Annotated in this window: 16 protein-coding genes; 14 read left to right on the top strand and 2 right to left on the bottom strand. The window is 44.4% G+C overall.

Annotated elements, in window-relative coordinates; genetic code table 11:
* Nucleotides 1–74: 74 nt before the first annotated feature.
* The 8 genes from uvrC (at nucleotide 75) to BMW61_RS05335 (ending at nucleotide 8,011) form a co-directional block, all read left to right on the top strand.
* Complete coding sequence (gene uvrC, locus BMW61_RS05300) at nucleotides 75–1,943, top strand: excinuclease ABC subunit UvrC (protein ID WP_022761096.1); 1,869 nt, start codon at nucleotides 75–77, stop codon at nucleotides 1,941–1,943.
* Nucleotides 1,944–2,020: 77 nt separating this feature from the next.
* A complete protein-coding gene (hprK, locus tag BMW61_RS05305) occupies nucleotides 2,021–2,959 on the top strand; it encodes an HPr(Ser) kinase/phosphatase (protein ID WP_026498524.1) in 939 nt (312 codons plus the stop codon).
* A 43-nt stretch (nucleotides 2,960–3,002) separates the two neighbouring features.
* A complete protein-coding gene (locus tag BMW61_RS05310) occupies nucleotides 3,003–3,983 on the top strand; it encodes an ROK family glucokinase (protein WP_091820217.1) in 981 nt (326 codons plus the stop codon).
* Nucleotides 3,973–4,905 (top strand): UDP-N-acetylmuramate dehydrogenase, encoded by a 933-nt coding sequence (gene murB, locus BMW61_RS05315; protein ID WP_091820219.1) that lies wholly within the window; start codon nucleotides 3,973–3,975, stop codon nucleotides 4,903–4,905. Before BMW61_RS05310 ends, murB begins: the two co-directional genes overlap by 11 nt.
* A complete protein-coding gene (gene rapZ / locus BMW61_RS05320) occupies nucleotides 4,902–5,765 on the top strand; it encodes an RNase adapter RapZ (protein ID WP_022761099.1) in 864 nt (287 codons plus the stop codon). The genes murB and rapZ overlap by 4 nt, the downstream gene beginning before the upstream one ends.
* A gap of 5 nt (nucleotides 5,766–5,770) precedes the next feature.
* On the top strand, nucleotides 5,771–6,715 hold the full coding sequence (gene whiA, locus BMW61_RS05325) for a DNA-binding protein WhiA (protein WP_022761100.1): 945 nt from the start codon (nucleotides 5,771–5,773) through the stop codon (nucleotides 6,713–6,715).
* Nucleotides 6,716–6,752: 37 nt separating this feature from the next.
* Nucleotides 6,753–7,019: an HPr family phosphocarrier protein gene (locus BMW61_RS05330; RefSeq protein ID WP_022761101.1), complete on the top strand. Its 267-nt coding sequence runs from the start codon at nucleotides 6,753–6,755 to the stop codon at nucleotides 7,017–7,019.
* A 92-nt stretch (nucleotides 7,020–7,111) separates the two neighbouring features.
* The gene (locus BMW61_RS05335) at nucleotides 7,112–8,011 is read left to right on the top strand and encodes a diacylglycerol/lipid kinase family protein (protein ID WP_091820220.1); all 900 of its coding nucleotides are present in this window, start codon (nucleotides 7,112–7,114) and stop codon (nucleotides 8,009–8,011) included.
* 213 nt (nucleotides 8,012–8,224) lie between these two features.
* On the opposite strand, the gene BMW61_RS05340 is transcribed toward BMW61_RS05335, so the two are convergent.
* Nucleotides 8,225–8,752, bottom strand: a complete 528-nt coding sequence (locus BMW61_RS05340; RefSeq protein ID WP_022761103.1) for a peptidylprolyl isomerase — start codon at nucleotides 8,750–8,752, stop codon at nucleotides 8,225–8,227.
* A gap of 73 nt (nucleotides 8,753–8,825) precedes the next feature.
* Between BMW61_RS05340 and BMW61_RS05345 the strand changes: the two genes are divergently transcribed.
* The 6 genes from BMW61_RS05345 to mgtE all read left to right on the top strand — a co-directional run bounded on the left by BMW61_RS05345 (nucleotide 8,826) and on the right by mgtE (nucleotide 17,779).
* On the top strand, nucleotides 8,826–9,770 hold the full coding sequence (locus BMW61_RS05345) for a GNAT family N-acetyltransferase (RefSeq protein WP_091820221.1): 945 nt from the start codon (nucleotides 8,826–8,828) through the stop codon (nucleotides 9,768–9,770).
* Nucleotides 9,771–9,846: 76 nt separating this feature from the next.
* Entirely contained in the window at nucleotides 9,847–11,967 is a 2,121-nt protein-coding gene (locus tag BMW61_RS05350) for a Na/Pi cotransporter family protein (protein ID WP_330388409.1), read from the top strand.
* Nucleotides 11,968–11,978: 11 nt separating this feature from the next.
* Nucleotides 11,979–12,644 carry a hydrogenase nickel incorporation protein HypB gene (gene hypB / locus BMW61_RS05355; RefSeq protein WP_022761106.1) on the top strand — a complete coding sequence of 222 codons (666 nt, stop codon included), beginning with the start codon at nucleotides 11,979–11,981 and terminating at the stop codon, nucleotides 12,642–12,644.
* Nucleotides 12,644–13,369 (top strand): pyruvate formate-lyase-activating protein, encoded by a 726-nt coding sequence (gene pflA, locus BMW61_RS05360; RefSeq protein WP_091820223.1) that lies wholly within the window; start codon nucleotides 12,644–12,646, stop codon nucleotides 13,367–13,369. Before hypB ends, pflA begins: the two co-directional genes overlap by 1 nt.
* Nucleotides 13,370–13,761: 392 nt before the next feature.
* Nucleotides 13,762–16,026: a formate C-acetyltransferase gene (pflB, locus tag BMW61_RS05365; RefSeq protein WP_026498527.1), complete on the top strand. Its 2,265-nt coding sequence runs from the start codon at nucleotides 13,762–13,764 to the stop codon at nucleotides 16,024–16,026.
* 397 nt (nucleotides 16,027–16,423) lie between these two features.
* Nucleotides 16,424–17,779, top strand: a complete 1,356-nt coding sequence (gene mgtE, locus BMW61_RS05370; protein ID WP_026498528.1) for a magnesium transporter — start codon at nucleotides 16,424–16,426, stop codon at nucleotides 17,777–17,779.
* Between the two features lie 201 nt (nucleotides 17,780–17,980).
* Here mgtE and BMW61_RS05375 read toward each other — a convergent pair whose 3' ends face one another.
* Complete coding sequence (locus BMW61_RS05375) at nucleotides 17,981–19,972, bottom strand: right-handed parallel beta-helix repeat-containing protein (protein ID WP_091820224.1); 1,992 nt, start codon at nucleotides 19,970–19,972, stop codon at nucleotides 17,981–17,983.
* Nucleotides 19,973–20,001: the final 29 nt, after the last annotated feature.

Below are 20,001 nucleotides of genomic sequence, written 5' to 3' on the forward strand. Positions count from 1 at the left end.
GTGAAAAGACGAAAATGTTTGTAAGAACCCAGAGGGCTGTCGCGTAGCGGCAGCCTTTTTGATAAGATGTAATTATGGAAGAGAAATTTAATGTACAGGAAGAACTGAAAAAGCTCCCGAAACAGCCGGGGGTTTATATAATGCGTGATCAGAATGACACGATAATGTATGTTGGGAAGGCAGTGAATCTCAATAACCGGGTGCGCTCCTACTTCAGGAAAATCGTGGGCCGCGGGCCGCAGATTGACCGCATGGTCCAGCAGATTGCTCGCTTTGAGTATATCGTCACTGATTCGGAGCTGGAAGCGCTTGTCCTTGAGAATAATCTGATCAAGGAAAATTGCCCCAGATACAACACGATGCTGAAGGATGACAAGACCTATCCCTACATAAAGGTCACTGTTTCCGAGGACTTTCCCAGAATCTTATTCTCCAGACTTATGAAGAAGGATAAGTCCAAGTATTACGGTCCGTTTACCAGTGCGGCAGCAGTTAAGGACACCATTGAGCTGATAAACAAGATATACGGCCTCAGAACCTGCAACAGAGTTCTGCCAAGAGACATAGGTCTGGACAGACCCTGCCTTAACTATCATATGAACAGATGCTCTGCGCCATGCGACGGAAAAATCTCGAAGGAAGAATATGCTGAGAGGATACGCGGTGCTTTGGACTTTTTGGAAGGAAATTATACCCCTATAATCAGGGATCTGACTGAGAAGATGGAGGCAGCGGCGGAGGAGCTGAATTTCGAGAAAGCAGCAACCTACAGGGATCTTCTTACCAGTGTAAAACAGGTGGCACAGAAGCAGAAGATGACTGATTCAGCCATGGAGGACAAGGATATACTGGCCATTGCAGCAGATGAGAATGATGCTGTGGTGCAGGTCTTTTTTGTCCGAGACGGAAGGCTTATCGGAAGAGAGCATTTCTACATGACGCATGTGTCCGAGAATCCCACAAATGAGATATTGCTGAATTTTGTAAAACAGTTCTATGCCGGAACGCCTTTTATTCCAAGAGAGCTCATGCTCCCCGAAGCCATAGAGGACATGGAAGTAATTGAAAAGTGGCTCACCCAGAGAAAAGGAAGCAGGGTTTATCTGAGTGTCCCGGAGAGAGGGCAGAAGGAAAAGCTGATGGAGCTTGCAGCTCAAAATGCAGAGCTGATTCTGAGTAAGGACAAGGAGAGACTAAAGCGCGAAGAAGGCAGAACAATAGGAGCTGTAAAAGAGATAGAAAAACTTCTGGGGATCAATGGAATTATCAGAATGGAGGCCTACGATATCTCCAATATCAGCGGTTTTGCCAATGTCGGATCGATGGTTGTCTATGAGAAGGGAAAACCAAAGCGCAGTGATTACAGGAAGTTCAGGATTAAATCCGTCACAGGCCCGGATGACTATGCATGCATGAAGGAAGTACTCACCAGAAGACTTATGCATGGCCTAGAGGAAAAGCACGAGCTTGAAGTGCGCGAGATAGATGCGAGATACGGCAGCTTTACAAAGTTTCCCGATCTTATTTTGATGGATGGTGGAAGAGGCCAGGTAAATATCTGCCTGCAGGTTCTTGAAGAACTGGGAATTACTATTCCGGTGTGCGGAATGGTTAAGGATGACAACCACAGGACCAGAGGACTTTATTTCAATAATGAAGAGCTTCCGATAGACAGACGTTCGGAGGGCTTTAAGCTCATAACAAGAATTCAGGATGAAGCACACAGATTTGCAATAGAGTACCATCGTTCTCTTCGCAGTAAATCTCAGGTAAAGAGCTCCCTGGATGAGATTCCCGGAGTGGGTCCTGCCAGAAGAAAAGCTCTTATGCGCCATTTTAAATCCATAGAAGATATCAGAAATGCAGATATAGAGACGCTTAAGCAGGTTCCGGAAATTCCTGAAAATGCCGCGAAACAGATATATGATTTCTTCCATTCTTAAGGATGCGGGGAGGCATGAAATAATTGTAAAAGCCCAGTGGGTGTGCTAAACTGTGGTAAGTTAAAAGGGGGTATCTCATGGCAACGGTAAAGCTAAAAACTGTCATTAAAAAGATGGAGCTTGAAAACCTCACCCCGGAGCTCGATGTTTCCAAGATTCGAATTCATCAGCCCGATATCAACAGACCGGCTCTGCAGCTCGCAGGCTACTTTGAGCATTTTGAGGCTACAAGACTTCAGGTTATAGGATTCGTAGAATATTCATATATGGAATCCATTCCCGCAGAAGATAAGGAGCGGGTATATCGCGAATTTTTATCCTTTGACATTCCGTGTGTCGTTTTCTGCAGAAATCTGATACCGGATCCGATGTTCGTAAAGATGGCGCTTGAGGAGAAGGTTCCGATAATGGTAACTAAAAAGCCTACATCATCATTCATGGCTGAGATCATCAGATGGCTTAATGTGGAGCTTGCTCCCTGCATTTCCATCCACGGAGTTCTGGTTGATGTTTACGGCGTAGGCGTTCTTATAACAGGTGAAAGTGGAATCGGTAAATCCGAGGCTGCGCTTGAGCTTATTAAGAGAGGTCACAGACTTGTGTCCGATGACGTGGTGGAACTGCGTAAGGTAAGTGATGTGACACTTATAGGAACAGCTCCCGATATCACGAGGCATTTTATTGAGCTTCGAGGAATCGGAATCGTGGATGTAAAGACACTTTTCGGTGTATCCAGCGTCCGCGACACACAGAACATTGACCTTGTTATCAAGCTTGAGGAGTGGGATAAGGACAAGGAATACGACAGACTTGGTCTTGAAGAGGAATATACAGAGTATCTTGGAAACAAGATAGTTTGTCACAGAATTCCGATTCGTCCCGGCAGAAACCTTGCGATTATCTGTGAGTCCGCAGCAGTTAACCACAGACAGAAGATGATGGGCTACAATGCTGCTCAGGAGCTTTATAACAGAGTGCAGAATTCGCTCACCAAGGGTCATGATGACGACGATTGAAACATAGAAAATAATTAAGAATAATAAAAAGGAAGTAGTGTTAATGGAAAACCAGACATCAAGTTTAGTAGAAAGATATATATTCGGAGTTGATATAGGCGGAACTACCGTAAAAATAGGACTCCTTGATATGGACGGTCACAAGATCGAAGTGTGGGAGATTCCTACAAGAACAGAGGACGAGGGAAAAAATGTTCTCCCGGATATCGCTGAGGCAATCAGAAATAAGATGACCGAGAGAGGAATAAAGGATTCACAGGTAGTCGGAGTAGGAGCAGGTGCACCCGGACCCTTCGGCGATGACGGAACAATCTTCAAGGCAGTTAATCTTGGCTGGAGTGAGTTCAATATGAAGGATGAGCTTCACGATCTTGTTAAGATTCCCGTTAAGTGCGGTAATGATGCCAATGTAGCTGCACTCGGAGAATACTGGATGGGCGGCGGCCAGGGCTACAAGGATATGCTCATGGTTACACTCGGAACAGGTGTAGGCGGAGGAATCATCCACAACGGCAAGATCTTTAACGGTGCTACTGGTGCCGGCGGAGAAATCGGTCATATTCATATCAATGACGATGAGACTCTAGTATGCGGATGCGGACATAAAGGCTGTCTTGAGCAGTATGCAAGTGCGACAGGCGCAGTTCTTCTCATGAATAGATTACTTGAAGAGAGCGATGAGGAGTGTGTTCTTCGCGGTACAGACTTCATGTGCAAGGACATCTTCGATGCAGCAAAGAAGGGAGATAAGCTTGCTAATGAAGCAATTACACGCTATGGCGAATATCTCGGAAAAGGTCTTGCAATGATAGCATCCACTATCAATCCTGAGATCATCGTTTTTGGCGGCGGAGTTTCAAAGGCAGGAGACGTTCTTTTTGATCTTGTTCGTCCTTCATTTGAGAAGTATGTATTCCCCGGCGCAAAGAGAACAAAGTTTGCTCTTGCAAAGCTTGGAAATGATGCGGGAATCTTCGGAGCAGCTAAACTGGTTTTGGATTCGGTTTCAAAAAATGAAAATTGATTTGGATGTAAAACTTTCGGAGATTATCCCGAAGCAAAACATTATAAAAAATGAGATTATGAGCAGGCACACCACGTTTCGCACGGGTGGGCCTGCCGATTATTTTGTAAAGGTAGGAACAAAAGAGGCTCTTTCAAAGCTGATAAAGCTTTTTCATGAGGAAGGGCTGACCTTTTCCAAGGACTATTATATTCTCGGAAACGGAAGCAATCTCCTTGTTTCTGATGAAGGATACAGAGGAATAATCTTGTCTCTGGAGGGAGAGTTTGCGGAAGTTGTTCCCGAGAGTGACACTGTTATAAGAGCAGGAGCGGCAGCACTTAATGTAGCTGTTGCTAATCTTGCCAGAGATAAAGAACTTAAAGGCTTTGAATTTGCTCACGGTATACCGGGTTCTATCGGCGGTGCACTTGTGATGAATGCCGGAGCTTATGGCGGTGAGATGAAGCAGGTTGTCCGCTCTGTAACTGCTATTATGGAGGATGGTACCGAGAAAATTTTTAGCCGTGATGAGCTCGAGTTTGATTACAGGACAAGTGTATTTAAGAGAATTAATTGCGTTATAACCGATGCACTTATTGAACTTGAAAAAGGAAACAGAGCAGATATTGAAGCTCTGATGGAGGATCTTAAGAACAGGCGTGTCTCCAAGCAGCCGCTGGAGTATCCAAGTGCAGGATCAACATTTAAGAGACCTGAGGGATACTTTGCGGGAAAACTTATAGAGGATGCCGGACTTAAGGGCTACAGTGTAGGGGGAGCACAGGTCTCCGAGAAGCATAGCGGGTTTGTGATAAATACCGGTGATGCTACTTCGGATGATGTATATAAGCTTATATGCGACGTCAGAAAAAAGGTAATGGAGTCTTTCGGAGTTGAACTATCTCCGGAGGTAATACTTTTGGGAGAATTTAAGGCATGAGAATTGTAATCGTAACGGGAATGAGCGGGGGAGGAAAATCTACAGCTATACATATGCTTGAGGATGCGGGGTTCTACTGTGTAGACAATCTGCCTCCGGCACTGTTTGAGAAATTTTCAGAGCTGATAACGCAGCCAGACAGCGAGATCACGAAGGTTGCAGTTGGTCTGGATGTAAGATCCGGCCAGAGGTTTGAGGATGCTCCGAGAGTTATTGAAGAACTCAGGGAAAGAGGACTTCCTGTGGAGGTGCTTTTCCTGGAGTGCTCGGATGCGGTTTTAGTAAAGAGATACAAAGAATCAAGAAGAAGGCACCCGCTCTCTCCTGAAGGAAGAATTGAAGATGGTATCAAGAAGGAGAGGGAGCTTCTTAAGAAGCTTCGTTCGCAGGCAGATTATATTATAGACACTTCTCAGCTGCTTACCCGTGAATTCAAGACGGAAATGGACAGGCTGTTCGTTGCAAATGAAAAGCGCGGTAACCTGATTTTGACGGTATTGTCCTTTGGATTTAAGCACGGAATTCCATCGGATGCCGATCTGGTATTTGATGTTAGATTTTTGCCCAATCCGTTTTATATTGATGAATTAAAGCATCTTACAGGAAATGATAAGCCTGTTCAGGACTATGTTAAGAGCTTTCCGGAGTGCGAACAGTTTCTTGAAAAACTGAAGGATATGCTGGAATTCCTTGTTCCCGGTTATATTAATGAGGGAAAATATCAGCTGGTGGTTGCCATCGGATGTACCGGTGGTCAGCACCGATCTGTTACAATAGCAAATGAAATATATGAGAGATTAAAAGAAGCGGAGAATTTCGGGGTAAAGATTTATCACAGAGATTTGAAGCATGCAAGGTGATATGGATGTCATTTTCCGGTGATGTTAAAAATGAACTTGCAAAGCAGATAGCGACATCGAGGCATTGTCAGCTTTCTGAACTGGCGGCGATTGTTTTGGGCTCCGGTTTGATACGGTGCTCGGAAAGCGGCATGTACACTGTGTTTTTGCAGTCAGATGCTGCGGCGCAGTCGAGAAAGTTCTTTACAATCCTAAAAAAAGCATTTAATATAGAGGCTAGCGTGCTTGATAAAATGCCCGAGGAGCATGCAGGAGGCAAGGTTTACCTGCCTGTTCTTAGCGGAACAGAGGAGATTTCATCAATTCTTAAGTCCATTCATCTTATAGATGATACAGGAAAAATCAGGACAGCAGATGATGGAATCAGTCACAGACTGGTTAGACAATCCTGTTGTAAGAGAGCATTTTTAAGAGACACTTTTTTGTGTATTGGTTCAGTAAGTGATCCGAGTAAATCATACCATCTCGAGTTTGTATGTACATCCGAGAGAATGGCGGATGACTTAAAAGAGATGATAGAGAGCTTTGACATAGAGGCGCGAATTGTCATGCGCAAAAAATACTATGTCGTATATATTAAAGAGAGTACTGCTATAGTAGATCTCCTTAATGTTATGGAGGCTCCCGTAAGTCTCATGAATATGGAAAACGAGCGTATAGTTAAAGAGATGCGCAACTCCATAAACAGAAGGGTTAATTGCGAGACGGCCAATATCACAAAAACAGTCAATGCAGCATCGAGACAGACCGCGGATATATTGTTTTTGAGAGACCATTACGGATTTGAGAATCTTCCCAAGGGACTCGAAGATATGGCCAGGGTCAGGCTGCAATATCCTGATGCAACATTGTTAGAGCTTGGAAAATATCTGGATCCGCCGGTAGGCAAATCCGGGGTTAATCACAGGCTAAGAAAGCTCAGCGAACTCGCGGAGAAAATACGAGGCTGAGCGAAGCTGCGTTCTTTGCAGTTAAGAGGAGGAAATTATGACAACAAAATCTATCGAGATCAAGCTTCCGGGTGGACTTGAGGCACGTCCCGTTGCCGAGTTGGTTCAGCTTGCAAGCCGCTACGACAGCACACTTCACATCGAGGCACAGTCCAAGAAGGTGAATGCCAAGAGTATCATGGGCATGATGACACTTAACCTTAATTCAGGTGAAGAGGTTACAGTGATTGCTGATGGCTCTGATGAGGCAGATGCAGTTGCAGGAATGGAAAGTTTCCTTATGGGAAATTTACAGCTCTCATAAGATAATATTGTTTGAATCCTATGGAAAGCCCCGGTTACATTCATTATAATGAAAGTAATCGGGGTTTACTTATAAACATAAGTGGAGGCAGTATGAACAAAAAAAAGATGCTTTTTGTCTACAATCCCAAAGCAGGCAAAGAGCGTATCAGAAGTAATCTGCTGGACATAATTGATATATTTGCAAAGGCCGGATACGAAGTGACGGTTCATCCTACGCAGGAGCAGGGTGACGCTATAGAGGCTGTTAAAAACAGAGATAGGGGATTTGACATTGTTACCTGCAGCGGAGGAGACGGCACGCTCGATGAAGTTGTCAGCGGCATGTGGATGTCTAAGACTCGTGTGCCCATAGGATATGTTCCTGCAGGATCGACAAACGATTTTGCAATGAGCCTTGGGATTCCGGCTGCTATGCATGCATCTGCCGAGGCAATTGTCACCGGTAGGGAATATGCCTGTGATATCGGAGTTATGAATGGTGATACTTTTGTGTACATAGCTGCGTTTGGATTATTTACGGATGTATCCTATTTAACCAAACAGGATATAAAAAATGTTCTCGGACATATGGCGTATATATTTGAGGGGGCCAAAAGGCTTTCGGAGATCCGTTCATATCATATGAAGGTTACGGCGGATGACATGGTCATAGAGGATGATTTTGTATTCGGAATGGTGACCAATTCCATTTCGGTAGGAGGATTTAAGGATATTACCGGGAAGCATATAAAGCTTGATGATGGCGTTTTCGAAGTTACTCTGGTAAAATTCCCCGACAATATGCTTGATATGAGTAATCTCATGGCGGCGCTGTTAAATCGTGATATAGATACGGAGCAGATGTACTGCTTTAAGACGAGCCATCTTGTCTTGGAATCCAAGGAGAGTATAGCCTGGACAAGAGATGGTGAGTTTGGCGGAGAGCATACCTATGTTGATATTAAAAATGAGAATAAGGCACTGAAAATCATGGTGCCAAATAAGAATTAGTGATTGGTTCTGTGAACGGGTAAGGAATTTGCCCGTTCATTTTTTGTTCATAAAACGTTTAAAGACTATTAACGCCAGATTATTTCTTGGACATTTCTTTTATGTATACTAAAGATGTCAGATGAAGAAAGGCAATACCAATTAAAAAATAACTTTTTCATAATAAGCCAAGGAAACAAAAGTTTCCTTGGCTTCCTCCCTTTTATGGGGTCTTTATAATGTCTCCGGTTCAGGATAATCCACACCAAAGGTTTCAACTGTTACTTTTTCCATAACCTGATCTGTTGTAGGTCTGTCCATCCAGTCAGTCTCGGTCTCGGCAATCTTGTTTACGACATCCATTCCCTCGATAACTTTTCCGAATGCAGCATATGCGCCGTCCAGGTGAGGAGCGTTCTTGTGCATGATAAAAAACTGTGAGCCTGCGGAATCAGGTATCTGTGTACGCGCCATGGAAAGAACACCTTCTGTATGAAGAAGATCATTCTTAAAGCCGTTCTGTGAAAATTCACCCTTGATAGAGTAACCCGGGCCGCCCATACCTGTTCCTTCGGGATCTCCGCCCTGAAGCATGAAACCTTTGATCACGCGGTGGAAGATAACACCATCATAGAAATTGTGGTTAATAAGTGAAATGAAATTATTTACTGTGTTGGGGGCAATTTCAGGATAAAGCTCGGCTTTGATCACATCGCCGCCTTTCATGGTAATAGTTACGATAGGATTTTTTGTATCAGCCATTTTTCTCTCCTTTTTGGTTTTTCGTGGTAGAAATGTGCGATTAATTATACAATATAGATGAGGTATAGAAAAGTTGCTTAGGGAAATCATTTTTTGCTTAAAATATCATACAGATGTAAGTATAAGCGAGAAGATAAGAGGCGCCGCTGATTATCTTGAGGGTGAGGGGATTCGCTGCCAGATAGTATATCCTGAGCCTGAGATAATGACAAAGGAGGGGCTTCTTCTCGGAATAATGGAAAACGATTCAGAGCATTCCCTTAAGGATATCCTGTTTTTGTCGGATTCCTCGGAACTCTCGGAGATACTCCTTGGAAGCGGAGCCTATGTTGTGGGTTTGCAGCATGAGGAGAATCCCGGTGAAGGTTTTCCGGGCTTAAAATATGTGTTTACGGATATTGATGAAGTCGGCTTTGATTCCTATGAGAAGGCCTATCAGAGATATGCGCGTATTCCGTGGACAATACTCGAAACGAAGAGATGCATAATCAGGGAGACCACAGTTGAGGATGTGGACGCCTTTTATGAGATATATGCCGATCCGGAGATGACAAGATATATGGAGGGACTTTTCAAAAATCCCGAGGACGAAAAGAAATATCAGGCGGATTATATAGAAAAGGTATACGGCCTATTGGGATTCGGAACCTGGACTGTTGTCAGAAAGGAAGACGGCAAAATAATAGGCAGAGCGGGTTTCAGTGTCAGGAACGGCTTTGACGACGTGGAGCTGGGCTTCCTTATTGGTACGGATTATCAGAGGCAGGGCTATGCTTATGAAGTGTGCGAGGCAATCCTGAAATACGGAAGGGAAGTTCTTTTGTTTGAAAGGATAATTGCTTTTGTGAAGGCTGAAAATCTGGTTTCCATACATCTTTGCGAAAAGCTCGGCTTTGAGAAAAAAGAAGAGGTTGATATAGAAGAGAACATATATGGGGAGGAGTACCATGATGGGGTAAAAGTGGCTCCGTCAAGGGCTCAGTTTGGTAAATATATAAGAATGGTGCTTGCTATTTGAATTTTTTTCAGTTACCATACATTTGAAGAAAAGGGATAAAAAATTACGTAGTACCCAGGATGTGTAGGAGGTATGGATGAGTTCTATGGATTTGTTTTCGTTAATTGCAGGGCTGCTCGGAGGACTGGCTCTGTTTATGTATGGTATGAATGTAATGAGCGGTGGGCTCACCAAGGCGGCCGGCGGTAAACTTGAGGCGGCCCTCAGTAAGGTGACAAGCCATCCTGTCATTGCATATCTGTTTGGTGTGGGAGTCACTGCACTGGTTCAGTCTTCATCAGCTTCAACGGTTATGGTTGTCGGTCTCGTTAACTCCGGAATCATGACACTTAAGGAAGCGGTTAATGTTATACTCGGTGCGAATCTTGGTACAACATTTACGGCATGGCTGCTCAGCTTGAATGCCATAAGCAGTGATAACTTTCTTATCAATCTGTTAAAACCCACATCGTTTACACCGTTTTTGGCTATTATCGGTATCGTTCTTTATATGTTTTCCAAGAGCGATAAGAAGAACAACATAGGTCTTGTTCTCATCGGCTTTTCTGTGCTGATGTTCGGAATGAGCATGATGTCCGATGCTGTTTCTCCGCTTAAAAATAATGCGGGATTCCAGAGTGTACTCATGACTTTCAGCAATCCTTTCATCGGATTTTTGGTCGGTGTATTTTTTACTATGGTAATTCAAAGCTCCGCCGGGACCATCGGTATCATGCAGGCTCTCGCCGCGTCGGTGCATATTCCGTACAGCGTGGCTCTTCCCGTTGTAGTAGGTGCGGAAGTGGGAACCTGTATCACAGCTATTCTGTCATCACTGGGAGCTAACAAGAACGGTAAGAGAACGGCTCTTATGCATTTGTATTTCAACATCATAAAAGCCGGTTCCTTCATGATTATTTTCTATATTATTCATTCGTTTGTTCACTTTGCGTTTATGGATCGCACAGCGGGCATGGTTGGAATAGCTTCTATTCATACGCTGATCAACCTGGTAGCTACTCCGCTTATGCTTCCGTTCGCAGGACTTCTCGTGAAGATGGCATATGCCTCTATTCCGATAGATGACAAGGAGAGAGAGGAGCAGGAGGAGATGCAGGGAATCACCAAGTTGGATCCCCGATTCCTTACGAATCCGCCCTTTGCATTGGAGCAGAGTAAGCAGGTTGCCATGGATATGGCAGAATTTGCGAGAGAGGGTCTGGAAAAAGCTATACCGCTTCTTGAGAACTACAACCCTGAGGTTGCGGATGAGGTCAGACGACTTGAGGAAAAGGTTGACCGCTATGAGGATCAGCTTGGTACATATCTTATGCAGATAAATAACCACCATCTGGCCGAGATGGATTCAAGGCTTCTGTCCATTATTCTTCACTGCATAACGGATTTTGAGAGAATAAGCGATCATACTTTAAATATTGCGCAGATAGCCCGCAATATGAATGAAAAGAAGGAACATTTTTCATCAAAGGCCAGCGAGGAGATCAGGATATTCTCCAATGCTGTAAGGGAGATTGTTGACCTGTCCTTTACATCTTTCCAGAATCAGGATCTCAAGCTTGCACAGTCGGTTGAGCCTCTTGAGGAGGTAATTGACGGACTGAATATGGAAGTTAAGAGGAGACATGTAAGACGTCTTCGCAAAGGAAAGTGTACTATAGATATGGGCTTTAGTTTGTCCGAGCTGGGTACGGACTATGAGCGTATTGCGGATCACTGCAGTAATATTGCCGTATGTCTCCTTGAAGTCAGCGAGGGAATGTTTGATACGCATGAGTATATCGAACACCTCAAGGAAGAGAAGAATCAGGAATTTGAGAAAGCCGTTGATCTATATGAGAGAAAGTACAGACTTCCCGCTATGAAGAAGGGCTTCGAGGATGAGGATGAAATAGATCCTTCGTTCGCTGAAAACCATGCAGTACTTGTGGATATCATGAAGTCTGAGGACGAAGAGATCATAGATGAGGCTCTTGCGGCAGCAGGCGTCAAGAAGAAGGATAAGCTGTCCGAAAAGGTTAAGGATAAGCTGTCCGGCAAGCCCAAGGACAAAGAGAAGTCAAAGGACAAAGAATCCGGAAAAGATAAGAGTAAATCCAAGGATAAAAAAGATAAGAAAGAAAAATCGAAGAAGTCGAAAGAAGAGAAGTCAAAAGAAGAAAAAGTTAATGAAGACGATGTAAAAGAAGAAAAGGAATAAAAGGAATAAAAATGAGTACAAGAATTATTGAATTAAAAAGAAGCGTGTTTGAAAGTAATGATGAGAGAGCCGATCTCCTTAGAAAAGAGCTTAAGGATAAAGGGATTTTCCTTTTGAACCTTATGTCTTCACCGGGATCGGGAAAGACCACAACTCTCAAGGCAACAATCAATGCACTTAAGGACAAGTATAAAATCGGTGTTATGGAAGCTGATATCGATTCCGATGTTGATACCAAGAAGATTGCAGAGACCGGAGTAAAAGCAATTCAGCTCCACACAGGCGGTATGTGCCATCTTGATGCTGATATGACAAGACAGGGCCTTGATGCCCTTGTAGAGGGAGATGTTGATCTGGCTATCTTAGAGAATGTAGGAAATCTTGTATGTCCTGCAGAGTTTGATACAGGAGCTTCCAAGAATGCGATGATCCTTTCTGTTCCGGAAGGTCACGACAAGCCCCTCAAGTATCCTCTTATGTTCAGCATCTGCGACGTTGTTCTTATTAACAAGATCGATGTTGCTCCTTACTTTGATTTTGATCTTGAGAAATGTAAGGAATACATTCACATGAGAAATCCTAAGGCTGAGATTATTCCTATCTGCGCCAAGACAGGTGAGGGAGTGGATAAGTTTGCAGAGTGGCTCAGCGCTCAAGTTGAAGACTGGAAGAAGTAATGACACAAGGACGAATTCATTCAATAGAAACCTTCGGTTCAGTTGATGGACCGGGGGTTCGTTTTATCATATTTTTAAAAGGCTGCAATCTTAGATGTAAGTATTGCCATAATGCGGACACCTGGAATCCGGAATCCAATGATCTGAGGACGGCAACTGAAATCCTGGATAAAGCTGAGCGCTATAAAGGTTACTGGGGAGATGAGGGCGGAATCACAGTCAGTGGAGGTGAGCCGCTTTTACAGCTGGATTTTCTTCTGGAGCTTTTCAAAGAGGCAAAGGCAAGAGGAATAAATACCTGCATTGATACTGCTGCGCAGCCGTTTACCAAAGAGGAACCATTTTTTTCGAAGTTCAAGGAGCTCTTGGAGTATACCGATCTTCTCCTGGTGGATATCAAGCACATAGATAATGAAGAGCATATAAAACTCACGGGAAAACCAAATGAGAATATTCTTGAATGCCTAAGATATCTCTCGGAAACAGGTAAGCCTGTCTGGATAAGACATGTGCTTGTTCCGGGAATCACGGATAATGACGATTATCTGAAAAGAACGAGAGAATTCCTTGATACGCTTACAAATGTTAAGAGAGTAGATGTTCTTCCGTACCATTCTCTTGGACAGTATAAATGGGAAGAACTGGGAATCCCTTATCAGCTTGAAGGCGTGGAAGCGCCAAGCCCCGATCGTGTCGAGAACGCGGTTAGAATTCTAAGAGAATGATCTACGCCTTCCCCTTGGGGGCGCACGACGTCCGGGGGACGTCGGCTTTGCGCGGACCGGAGCGGAGCGGAGACAGGTGGCGCGAAGCGCCGGATGAGGGGATAAAAATACACAATAGAAATACAATATATGTTAAAAAATTGCCAAAGTTGACAAAAGTTATCAACTTTGGCTTTTTTTCGCGGTTTTAGGTTGAAATATATAACGGTATGTGTAAAAATACCAATCGGGTGTCAAAGTTTAAATATACATATTGTGGTTTATGATTTATAATACACAATATATAGTGGTTTTGATTTTGGCATGCAATTCTTTCCTATTATGTTGCTTTTGCAACTTGCAATAGATTTCGAGGGTGGTATCGGTTTTCAAGAAAGAGAGGAGCAGATATTATGAGAGAACAGTGGAGAGGATTTAAAGGCAATAAGTGGACTGACGAAGTTAACTTAAGAGACTTTATCCAGAATAACTATACAATGTATGAGGGAGACGAGAGCTTCCTTGCTGACGCTACAGAGGCTACAGATAAGCTCTGGGGCAGACTTCAGGAATTGCAGAAAGAGGAGCGTGCTAATGGCGGCGTTCTCGAGTGCGAGACAGAGGTTGTATCAGGTCTTACAGCATATGGCCCCGGCTATATCGACGAGTCCATGAAGGATCTTGAGACTGTTGTAGGTCTTCAGACTGACAAGCCTCTTAAGAGAGCATTCATGCCTTACGGCGGTATCAAAATGGCTGAGCAGGCTGCTGATACCTATGGCTTCAAGGTAAATGAGAAATTCCACAAGATTTTTACTGAGTATCACAAGACACACAATCAGGCAGTTTTTGATGCATATACACCTGAGATGATGGCAGCTCGTCACAGCCACATCGTTACAGGACTTCCGGATACATACGGCCGCGGACGTATCGTCGGTGACTACAGAAGAGTGGCACTTTACGGTATCGACTTCCTTATCGAGCAGAAGAAGGAAGACTTCTCACTTTGCGGATGCGGCGTTATGACTGATGATGTTATCCGTCAGAGAGAAGAGATCGCAGAGCAAATGAGAGCTCTTCGCGGAATGAAGGAGATGGCAGCTGTTTACGGATTCGATATTTCACAGCCTGCTAACAATGCAAGAGAAGCAGTTCAGTGGCTATACTTCGGATACCTTGCAGCTATCAAGACACAGAACGGTGCTGCAATGTCAGTTGGACGTGTTTCTACATTCCTTGATATTTATATTGAGAGAGACCTTAAGGAGGGTACACTTACTGAGTCTGAGGCTCAGGAGCTTATCGACCATCTTGTTATGAAGTGCCGTATGGTTAAGTTTGCTCGTATCCCCAGCTACAACCAGCTCTTCTCAGGAGATCCGGTTTGGGCAACACTTGAGGTTGGCGGACTGGGAATGGACGGTCGTCACATGGTTACAAAGAACGACTACAGATTCCTTCACACACTTGAGAACATGGGACCTTCACCTGAGCCCAACCTTACAGTTCTCTATTCAAGCAGACTTCCCAAGAACTTCAAGAAGTATGCTGCTAAGATTTCAGTTACAACATCTTCTATCCAGTACGAGAACGATGATGTTATGCGCCCTGTATGGGGTGATGATTACAGCATTTGCTGCTGTGTATCAGCTACTCAGACAGGTAAGGAGATGCAGTTCTTCGGAGCAAGAGCTAACCTTGCTAAGTGTCTTCTTTACGCTATCAACGGCGGTAAGGATGAGAAGTTCCTTGACAAGCAGGGTAACCACATGCAGGTAGGTCCTGAATATGCACCTATCACATCTGAGTACCTTGATTATGATGAGGTTATGAAGAAGTACGATAAGATGATGGATTGGCTTGCAAGCCTCTATGTAAATATCCTCAATCTTATCCAGTATATGCATGATAAGTACTATTATGAAGCAGCTGAGATGGCTCTTATCGATACAGATGTACGTCGTACATTCGCTACAGGTATCGCAGGCTTCTCACACGTAGTTGACTCACTTTGCGCTATCAAGTATGCAAAGGTTAAGACTGTAAGAGATGAGTCAGGTCTTGTTGTAGATTACAAGATCGAGGGAGATTTCCCGAAGTACGGTAACGACGATGAGAGAGCAGACGAGATCGCTGTATGGCTCCTCAAGACTTTCCTCAAGAAGGTTAAGAAGAACCACACATACAGAAACTCAGAGCCTACAACATCTATCCTTACAATTACTTCAAACGTTGTTTACGGTAAGGCTACAGGTGCTCTTCCGGATGGAAGACCTGCATTTGCTCCTTTTGCACCCGGTGCTAACCCGGCTTACGGCGCAGAGCAGAGCGGACTCCTTGCTTCACTTAACTCAGTAGCAAAGCTTCCTTACGAGTATGCGCTTGATGGTATCTCAAATACACAGACCATCAATCCCGGTGCACTTGGTCACGACGACGATGAGCGTGCGGACAGACTTGTAAACGTAATGGACGGTTACTTCGATCAGGGAGCACACCACCTCAACGTTAACGTATTTGGTGTTGAGAAGCTCAAGGACGCTATGGAGCATCCTGAAAAGCCTGAGTATGCTAACTTCACAATCCGTGTATCAGGTTACGCAGTTAAGTTCATCGACCTCACTCGTGAGCAGCAGATGGACGTAATTAACAGAACTTGCCACGAATCCATGTAATAATCGAATGAGTACGGCGCCCCGGACATATATGTGTTTTTAAACCTCATTGCAAAGAACGCAAGAATCGGTTTAAATCCACATATATGTCCGGGGCGCCTGTTTATCTAGAAATAATATTGCCTTCCCCTTTTTGGGGGAAGGTGGCGCGTAGCGCCGGATGAGGGGTAAAGAAAGATGCGATTTTATGTTTTTTTATATAAGGCATATCAATTTTTGATGAAAATGTGATAAACTAAAGGTTGTTCTAAAAGTTTCTTAAAGACAAATCCCGCAAATTCGGGAAATCTCCAAAGGAAAGGTGGTGGTTTTATGAAGAAGATTAAACATGTAAGTAGCGATAATCCTCTGCCTCGAAGTACAAACTTAATAAAAACCACACCGAAAGGAGATTCCCATGGAAGAAAATACAATCATTGACGTAATCCGTGAACTCCTTGAGAGCAAGCAGTATACCAAGCTTCGTCAGACTTTTGCTGAGATGAATACTGCGGATATCGCTGCTATCATGGACGACATGGAAAATGAAGACTCATTAAAAATGTTCCGCATCCTGCCAAAGGACATGGCTGCGGACGTATTTGCCAACCTCGAAATTGAGGATCAGCAGTACATTATTCAATCTCTGTCCGATAAGGAAGCCGGCAACATCATCGATAACCTGATGGCCGATGATGCGACAGACCTTTTGGAAGAGATGCCTGCAAGTATTGTAAAGAAGATTCTTGCGAACGCAAGACCTGATACAAGAGCGGATATAAACCATCTGCTCAGATACCCTGAGGATTCCGCGGGCTCCATAATGACAGTGGAGTATGTTGACCTCAAGGAATACATGACGGTTGAACAGGCTATTGCCAGAATTAAGAAAATCGGTCTTGATTCAGAGACAGTAAATACCTGTTACGTTGTTACAAATCAGAGGATACTGGTCGGTACCGTAGCCCTTCGCTATCTGCTCATTAAGGACGGCGATGAAAAAATCGGTGACATCATGAATACCCATGTCATTAGTATTAACACTATGACTGACCAGGAAGAAGCTGCCAACATGTTCAAGAAGTACGACTTCACAGTGATGCCCGTGGTTGATAACGAGAACAGAATGATCGGTATCATCACCATCGATGACGTTGTCGACATCATTGAAGAAGAGGCTACCGAGGATATCGAGAAGATGGCAGCTATCATCCCTTCCGATAAGCCATATTCGCGTATCGGTATTTTGGATGTATATAAAAACAGAATGCCATGGCTTCTGTTTTTGATGATAAGTGCAACCTTCACGGGAGCTATAATTACAAAGTTCTCGGATGCGTTATCCGCTTATGTGGTACTTACAGCATATATCCCTATGCTGATGGATACGGGCGGTAACGCCGGTTCGCAGGCGAGCGTATCAATTATTCGTAGCTTGTCGCTTGGAGAGATAGAATTTGCGGACCTCTTCAAGGTTTGGTGGAAGGAAGCAAGAGTTGCGGTACTTTGCGGCGTTACGCTTTCAGTTGCAAACTTTGTTAAGCTACTTGTCATAGACAGACTTGCAATCCCTGTAGCTGCAGTTGTCTGCCTGACACTTGTTATTGTAGTAATTATTGCAAAGAGTATAGGTTGTCTTCTTCCTATGTGTGCAGACAAGCTTGGCTTCGACCCCGCAGTAATGGCGTCACCTATGATCACAACAATTGTGGATGCGATCTCACTTCTTGCATACTTCACAATTGCAACCCAATTACTGCATTTAGCTGTATAGACAAAGATATAATTGATGGATTTAAAAAAGAGGCTGTCACAGGTGTGGCAGCCTCTTTTAAACCCTCATCCGTCAGCTTCGCTGACACCTTCCCCAGAGGGGGAAGGCAATATTTTTCTCGCATTCTCCTTGGGGAGCAATAATTTCCTCGCCTTCCCCTTGGGGGGAAGGTGGCGCGAAGCGCCGGATGAGGGGAAGACATTAGAATACCTTAATTTCTTTCCCTTCAAATTCTGCGAAGGGACCCGGAATCGCAGCAGGGTCTCTGTGTGCTCCGAAGTAATCCTTGTCGAAGGTGATTGGGCTTCCGTCCGGATTCTCAAAGTACTGTTCAGGCTCAAAAGCTTTTCCGAGTGCTTCGGTAGTAAGAATATTGCAGGAGAAATCTCCGAGCTTTCCGAAGAGGTCTGACTTAATATACCAGCTGCCCTTTTTCTCCACTACTGAAACGGACACTTTGGACTTTTTATCTACCAGCTTATTCTTTTCCTTCTTGTAAACATTGGCGCCACCGAAGTATGCGTTGCCGTCAATCCAAACAGGAAGATGGCCAAAGTGCGCTTCTGCAAGTCCGCCCATGTCGGGGTGTTTCTCAAAATCAAACTGATCCATCCAGTCCTCATAGGTGGGGAAGATATCAAAAGGTGCTGTTCCAACTGCCTCGTAGTCGGCATCCGCAGCGGTCTTCTTTTTATCATGAATCTTGTACTGCTGCAGGAAGATGTTGTTGTAAATTCTGTCATCGCCGTGGAGAATCGTCATGAAGCCGGCAACCTCGGTGCGGTGACGGATGTGGTAAGGTGTGTAGCGAGGCTCTCTCTGCCCTGAAACAATACTGTCCACACCTGAGTTAATAAGTGAAAAGCCGCCAAGTATCAGATTGTGGATTACAGCAATACCTTCACTCGGAATTGTTATGGCAACTGGTGAGAGGAGGATATTGTTATCAATAAGAGTAGGACCGTGACCCACCTCAATAAACACATCTGTGTTGAACATGGCACCGGGAGCCTGCTCAAGACCTTCCGGACGGCAGTTGTCATGCATGAGGTTCTGGGTTACTCTGGCACCCTGAGCCTGCCAGTCAAGCCAAACACCCATAATACAATTGTGGATATGGTTTCGCCTTATAGTCACATCGATGGCAGCATGGAGCTTTATTCCTGCGGTTTCCGCACCACCAAGCTGCTGTGAATTGCATACGTGGTGGATGTGGCAATCCTCGATGATGGAGAATACTCCACCCATACGACCGACGATACCGGTCTGTTCGCAGTGGTGAATGTGGCAGCGTCTTATGATATGGTGACCGATTTTTTCCTTGAGCCATCCGTGGAACTGACCGCGGCAAACGGCGTCGCGCTCCATCTGAGTGGGACTCTTTACATGATTCTTGGTGAAGTACATGTCGTTTTCGGGATCGAGATATTTTCCGAGAGAGATACCGCAGCATCTGCTTCCCCAGATCTCGCAATCCTCGATTATCCAGCCCTTACTCCAGTGAGGGCCTATCATACCATCCTGGTAAGCTGCAGGCGGAGCCCAGGTGGTAGCTGCTTTGTTGATATTAAATCCGCTGACGGTTATATAATCCACATGATTTTTGTCAGGCATGAAGCAGTTTCTTCTTACAACGATTTCAGTCTTTTCCTTATTGGGATCAAGCTTATGAAAATTGGCATAGATAACTGTATCATCGCCATCCTGCTCTGTGTACCAGAGAAATGATGCCTCCTCCTGATTCCAGGCAAAGGGATTGGCTTCGGCTTTCTCGCACTCCTTTAGAGAGTCTGTCTCGTGCATCATTACGTCATTAAGGAAAATGGAGCCTGTATGACGGATCTTCGGTGAAAAATACCAGTCCCCGTAAACCCTCTCTATATAGGGGTTATAGTTCCCGAAAATAGCATTATTTATTCTTGCGCTCCAGACATTTCCCTTTACCTTCTTCCAGCCTGTAAGCGGTTCAGCACCGGTGATCACTGCTCCCAGAGGCTCGGTGGAGCGATAAGTAATCCGGGCATCCTTTTCTCCTTTGTTCTGAGGGATGACCTGCTCTCTGTAGATACCGGGTTTGACAAGTATCTCATCTCCTGCTACAGCAATCTTTGCTGCATCGTTTATATGTCTGAAGGGCCTTTTTTCGCTTCCATCGCCGTCGCGGAAAGCGGATGCGTCAACATAATAAATCATTCCTTTTTCCTCCAATAATGTGTTTGATT

It is taken from the genome of Butyrivibrio sp. ob235, from assembly GCF_900109475.1.
In the GTDB taxonomy this organism is placed as follows: Bacteria; Bacillota; Clostridia; order Lachnospirales; family Lachnospiraceae; genus Butyrivibrio.

What these genes read in the sequence shown, in the direction of transcription:
- rapZ (WP_022761099.1), top strand. Translation starts at nt 4,902, where the DNA reads ATGAGAATTGTAATCGTAACGGGAATGAGCGGGGGAGGAAAATCTACA.
- hprK (WP_026498524.1), top strand. Translation starts at nt 2,021, where the DNA reads ATGGCAACGGTAAAGCTAAAAACTGTCATTAAAAAGATGGAGCTTGAA.
- BMW61_RS05375 (WP_091820224.1), bottom strand. Translation starts at nt 19,972, where the DNA reads ATGATTTATTATGTTGACGCATCCGCTTTCCGCGACGGCGATGGAAGC.
- pflB (WP_026498527.1), top strand. Translation starts at nt 13,762, where the DNA reads ATGAGAGAACAGTGGAGAGGATTTAAAGGCAATAAGTGGACTGACGAA.
- BMW61_RS05350 (WP_330388409.1), top strand. Translation starts at nt 9,847, where the DNA reads ATGAGTTCTATGGATTTGTTTTCGTTAATTGCAGGGCTGCTCGGAGGA.
- murB (WP_091820219.1), top strand. Translation starts at nt 3,973, where the DNA reads ATGAAAATTGATTTGGATGTAAAACTTTCGGAGATTATCCCGAAGCAA.
- whiA (WP_022761100.1), top strand. Translation starts at nt 5,771, where the DNA reads ATGTCATTTTCCGGTGATGTTAAAAATGAACTTGCAAAGCAGATAGCG.
- hypB (WP_022761106.1), top strand. Translation starts at nt 11,979, where the DNA reads ATGAGTACAAGAATTATTGAATTAAAAAGAAGCGTGTTTGAAAGTAAT.
- BMW61_RS05310 (WP_091820217.1), top strand. Translation starts at nt 3,003, where the DNA reads ATGGAAAACCAGACATCAAGTTTAGTAGAAAGATATATATTCGGAGTT.
- BMW61_RS05335 (WP_091820220.1), top strand. Translation starts at nt 7,112, where the DNA reads ATGAACAAAAAAAAGATGCTTTTTGTCTACAATCCCAAAGCAGGCAAA.
- BMW61_RS05340 (WP_022761103.1), bottom strand. Translation starts at nt 8,752, where the DNA reads ATGGCTGATACAAAAAATCCTATCGTAACTATTACCATGAAAGGCGGC.
- BMW61_RS05330 (WP_022761101.1), top strand. Translation starts at nt 6,753, where the DNA reads ATGACAACAAAATCTATCGAGATCAAGCTTCCGGGTGGACTTGAGGCA.
- mgtE (WP_026498528.1), top strand. Translation starts at nt 16,424, where the DNA reads ATGGAAGAAAATACAATCATTGACGTAATCCGTGAACTCCTTGAGAGC.
- uvrC (WP_022761096.1), top strand. Translation starts at nt 75, where the DNA reads ATGGAAGAGAAATTTAATGTACAGGAAGAACTGAAAAAGCTCCCGAAA.
- pflA (WP_091820223.1), top strand. Translation starts at nt 12,644, where the DNA reads ATGACACAAGGACGAATTCATTCAATAGAAACCTTCGGTTCAGTTGAT.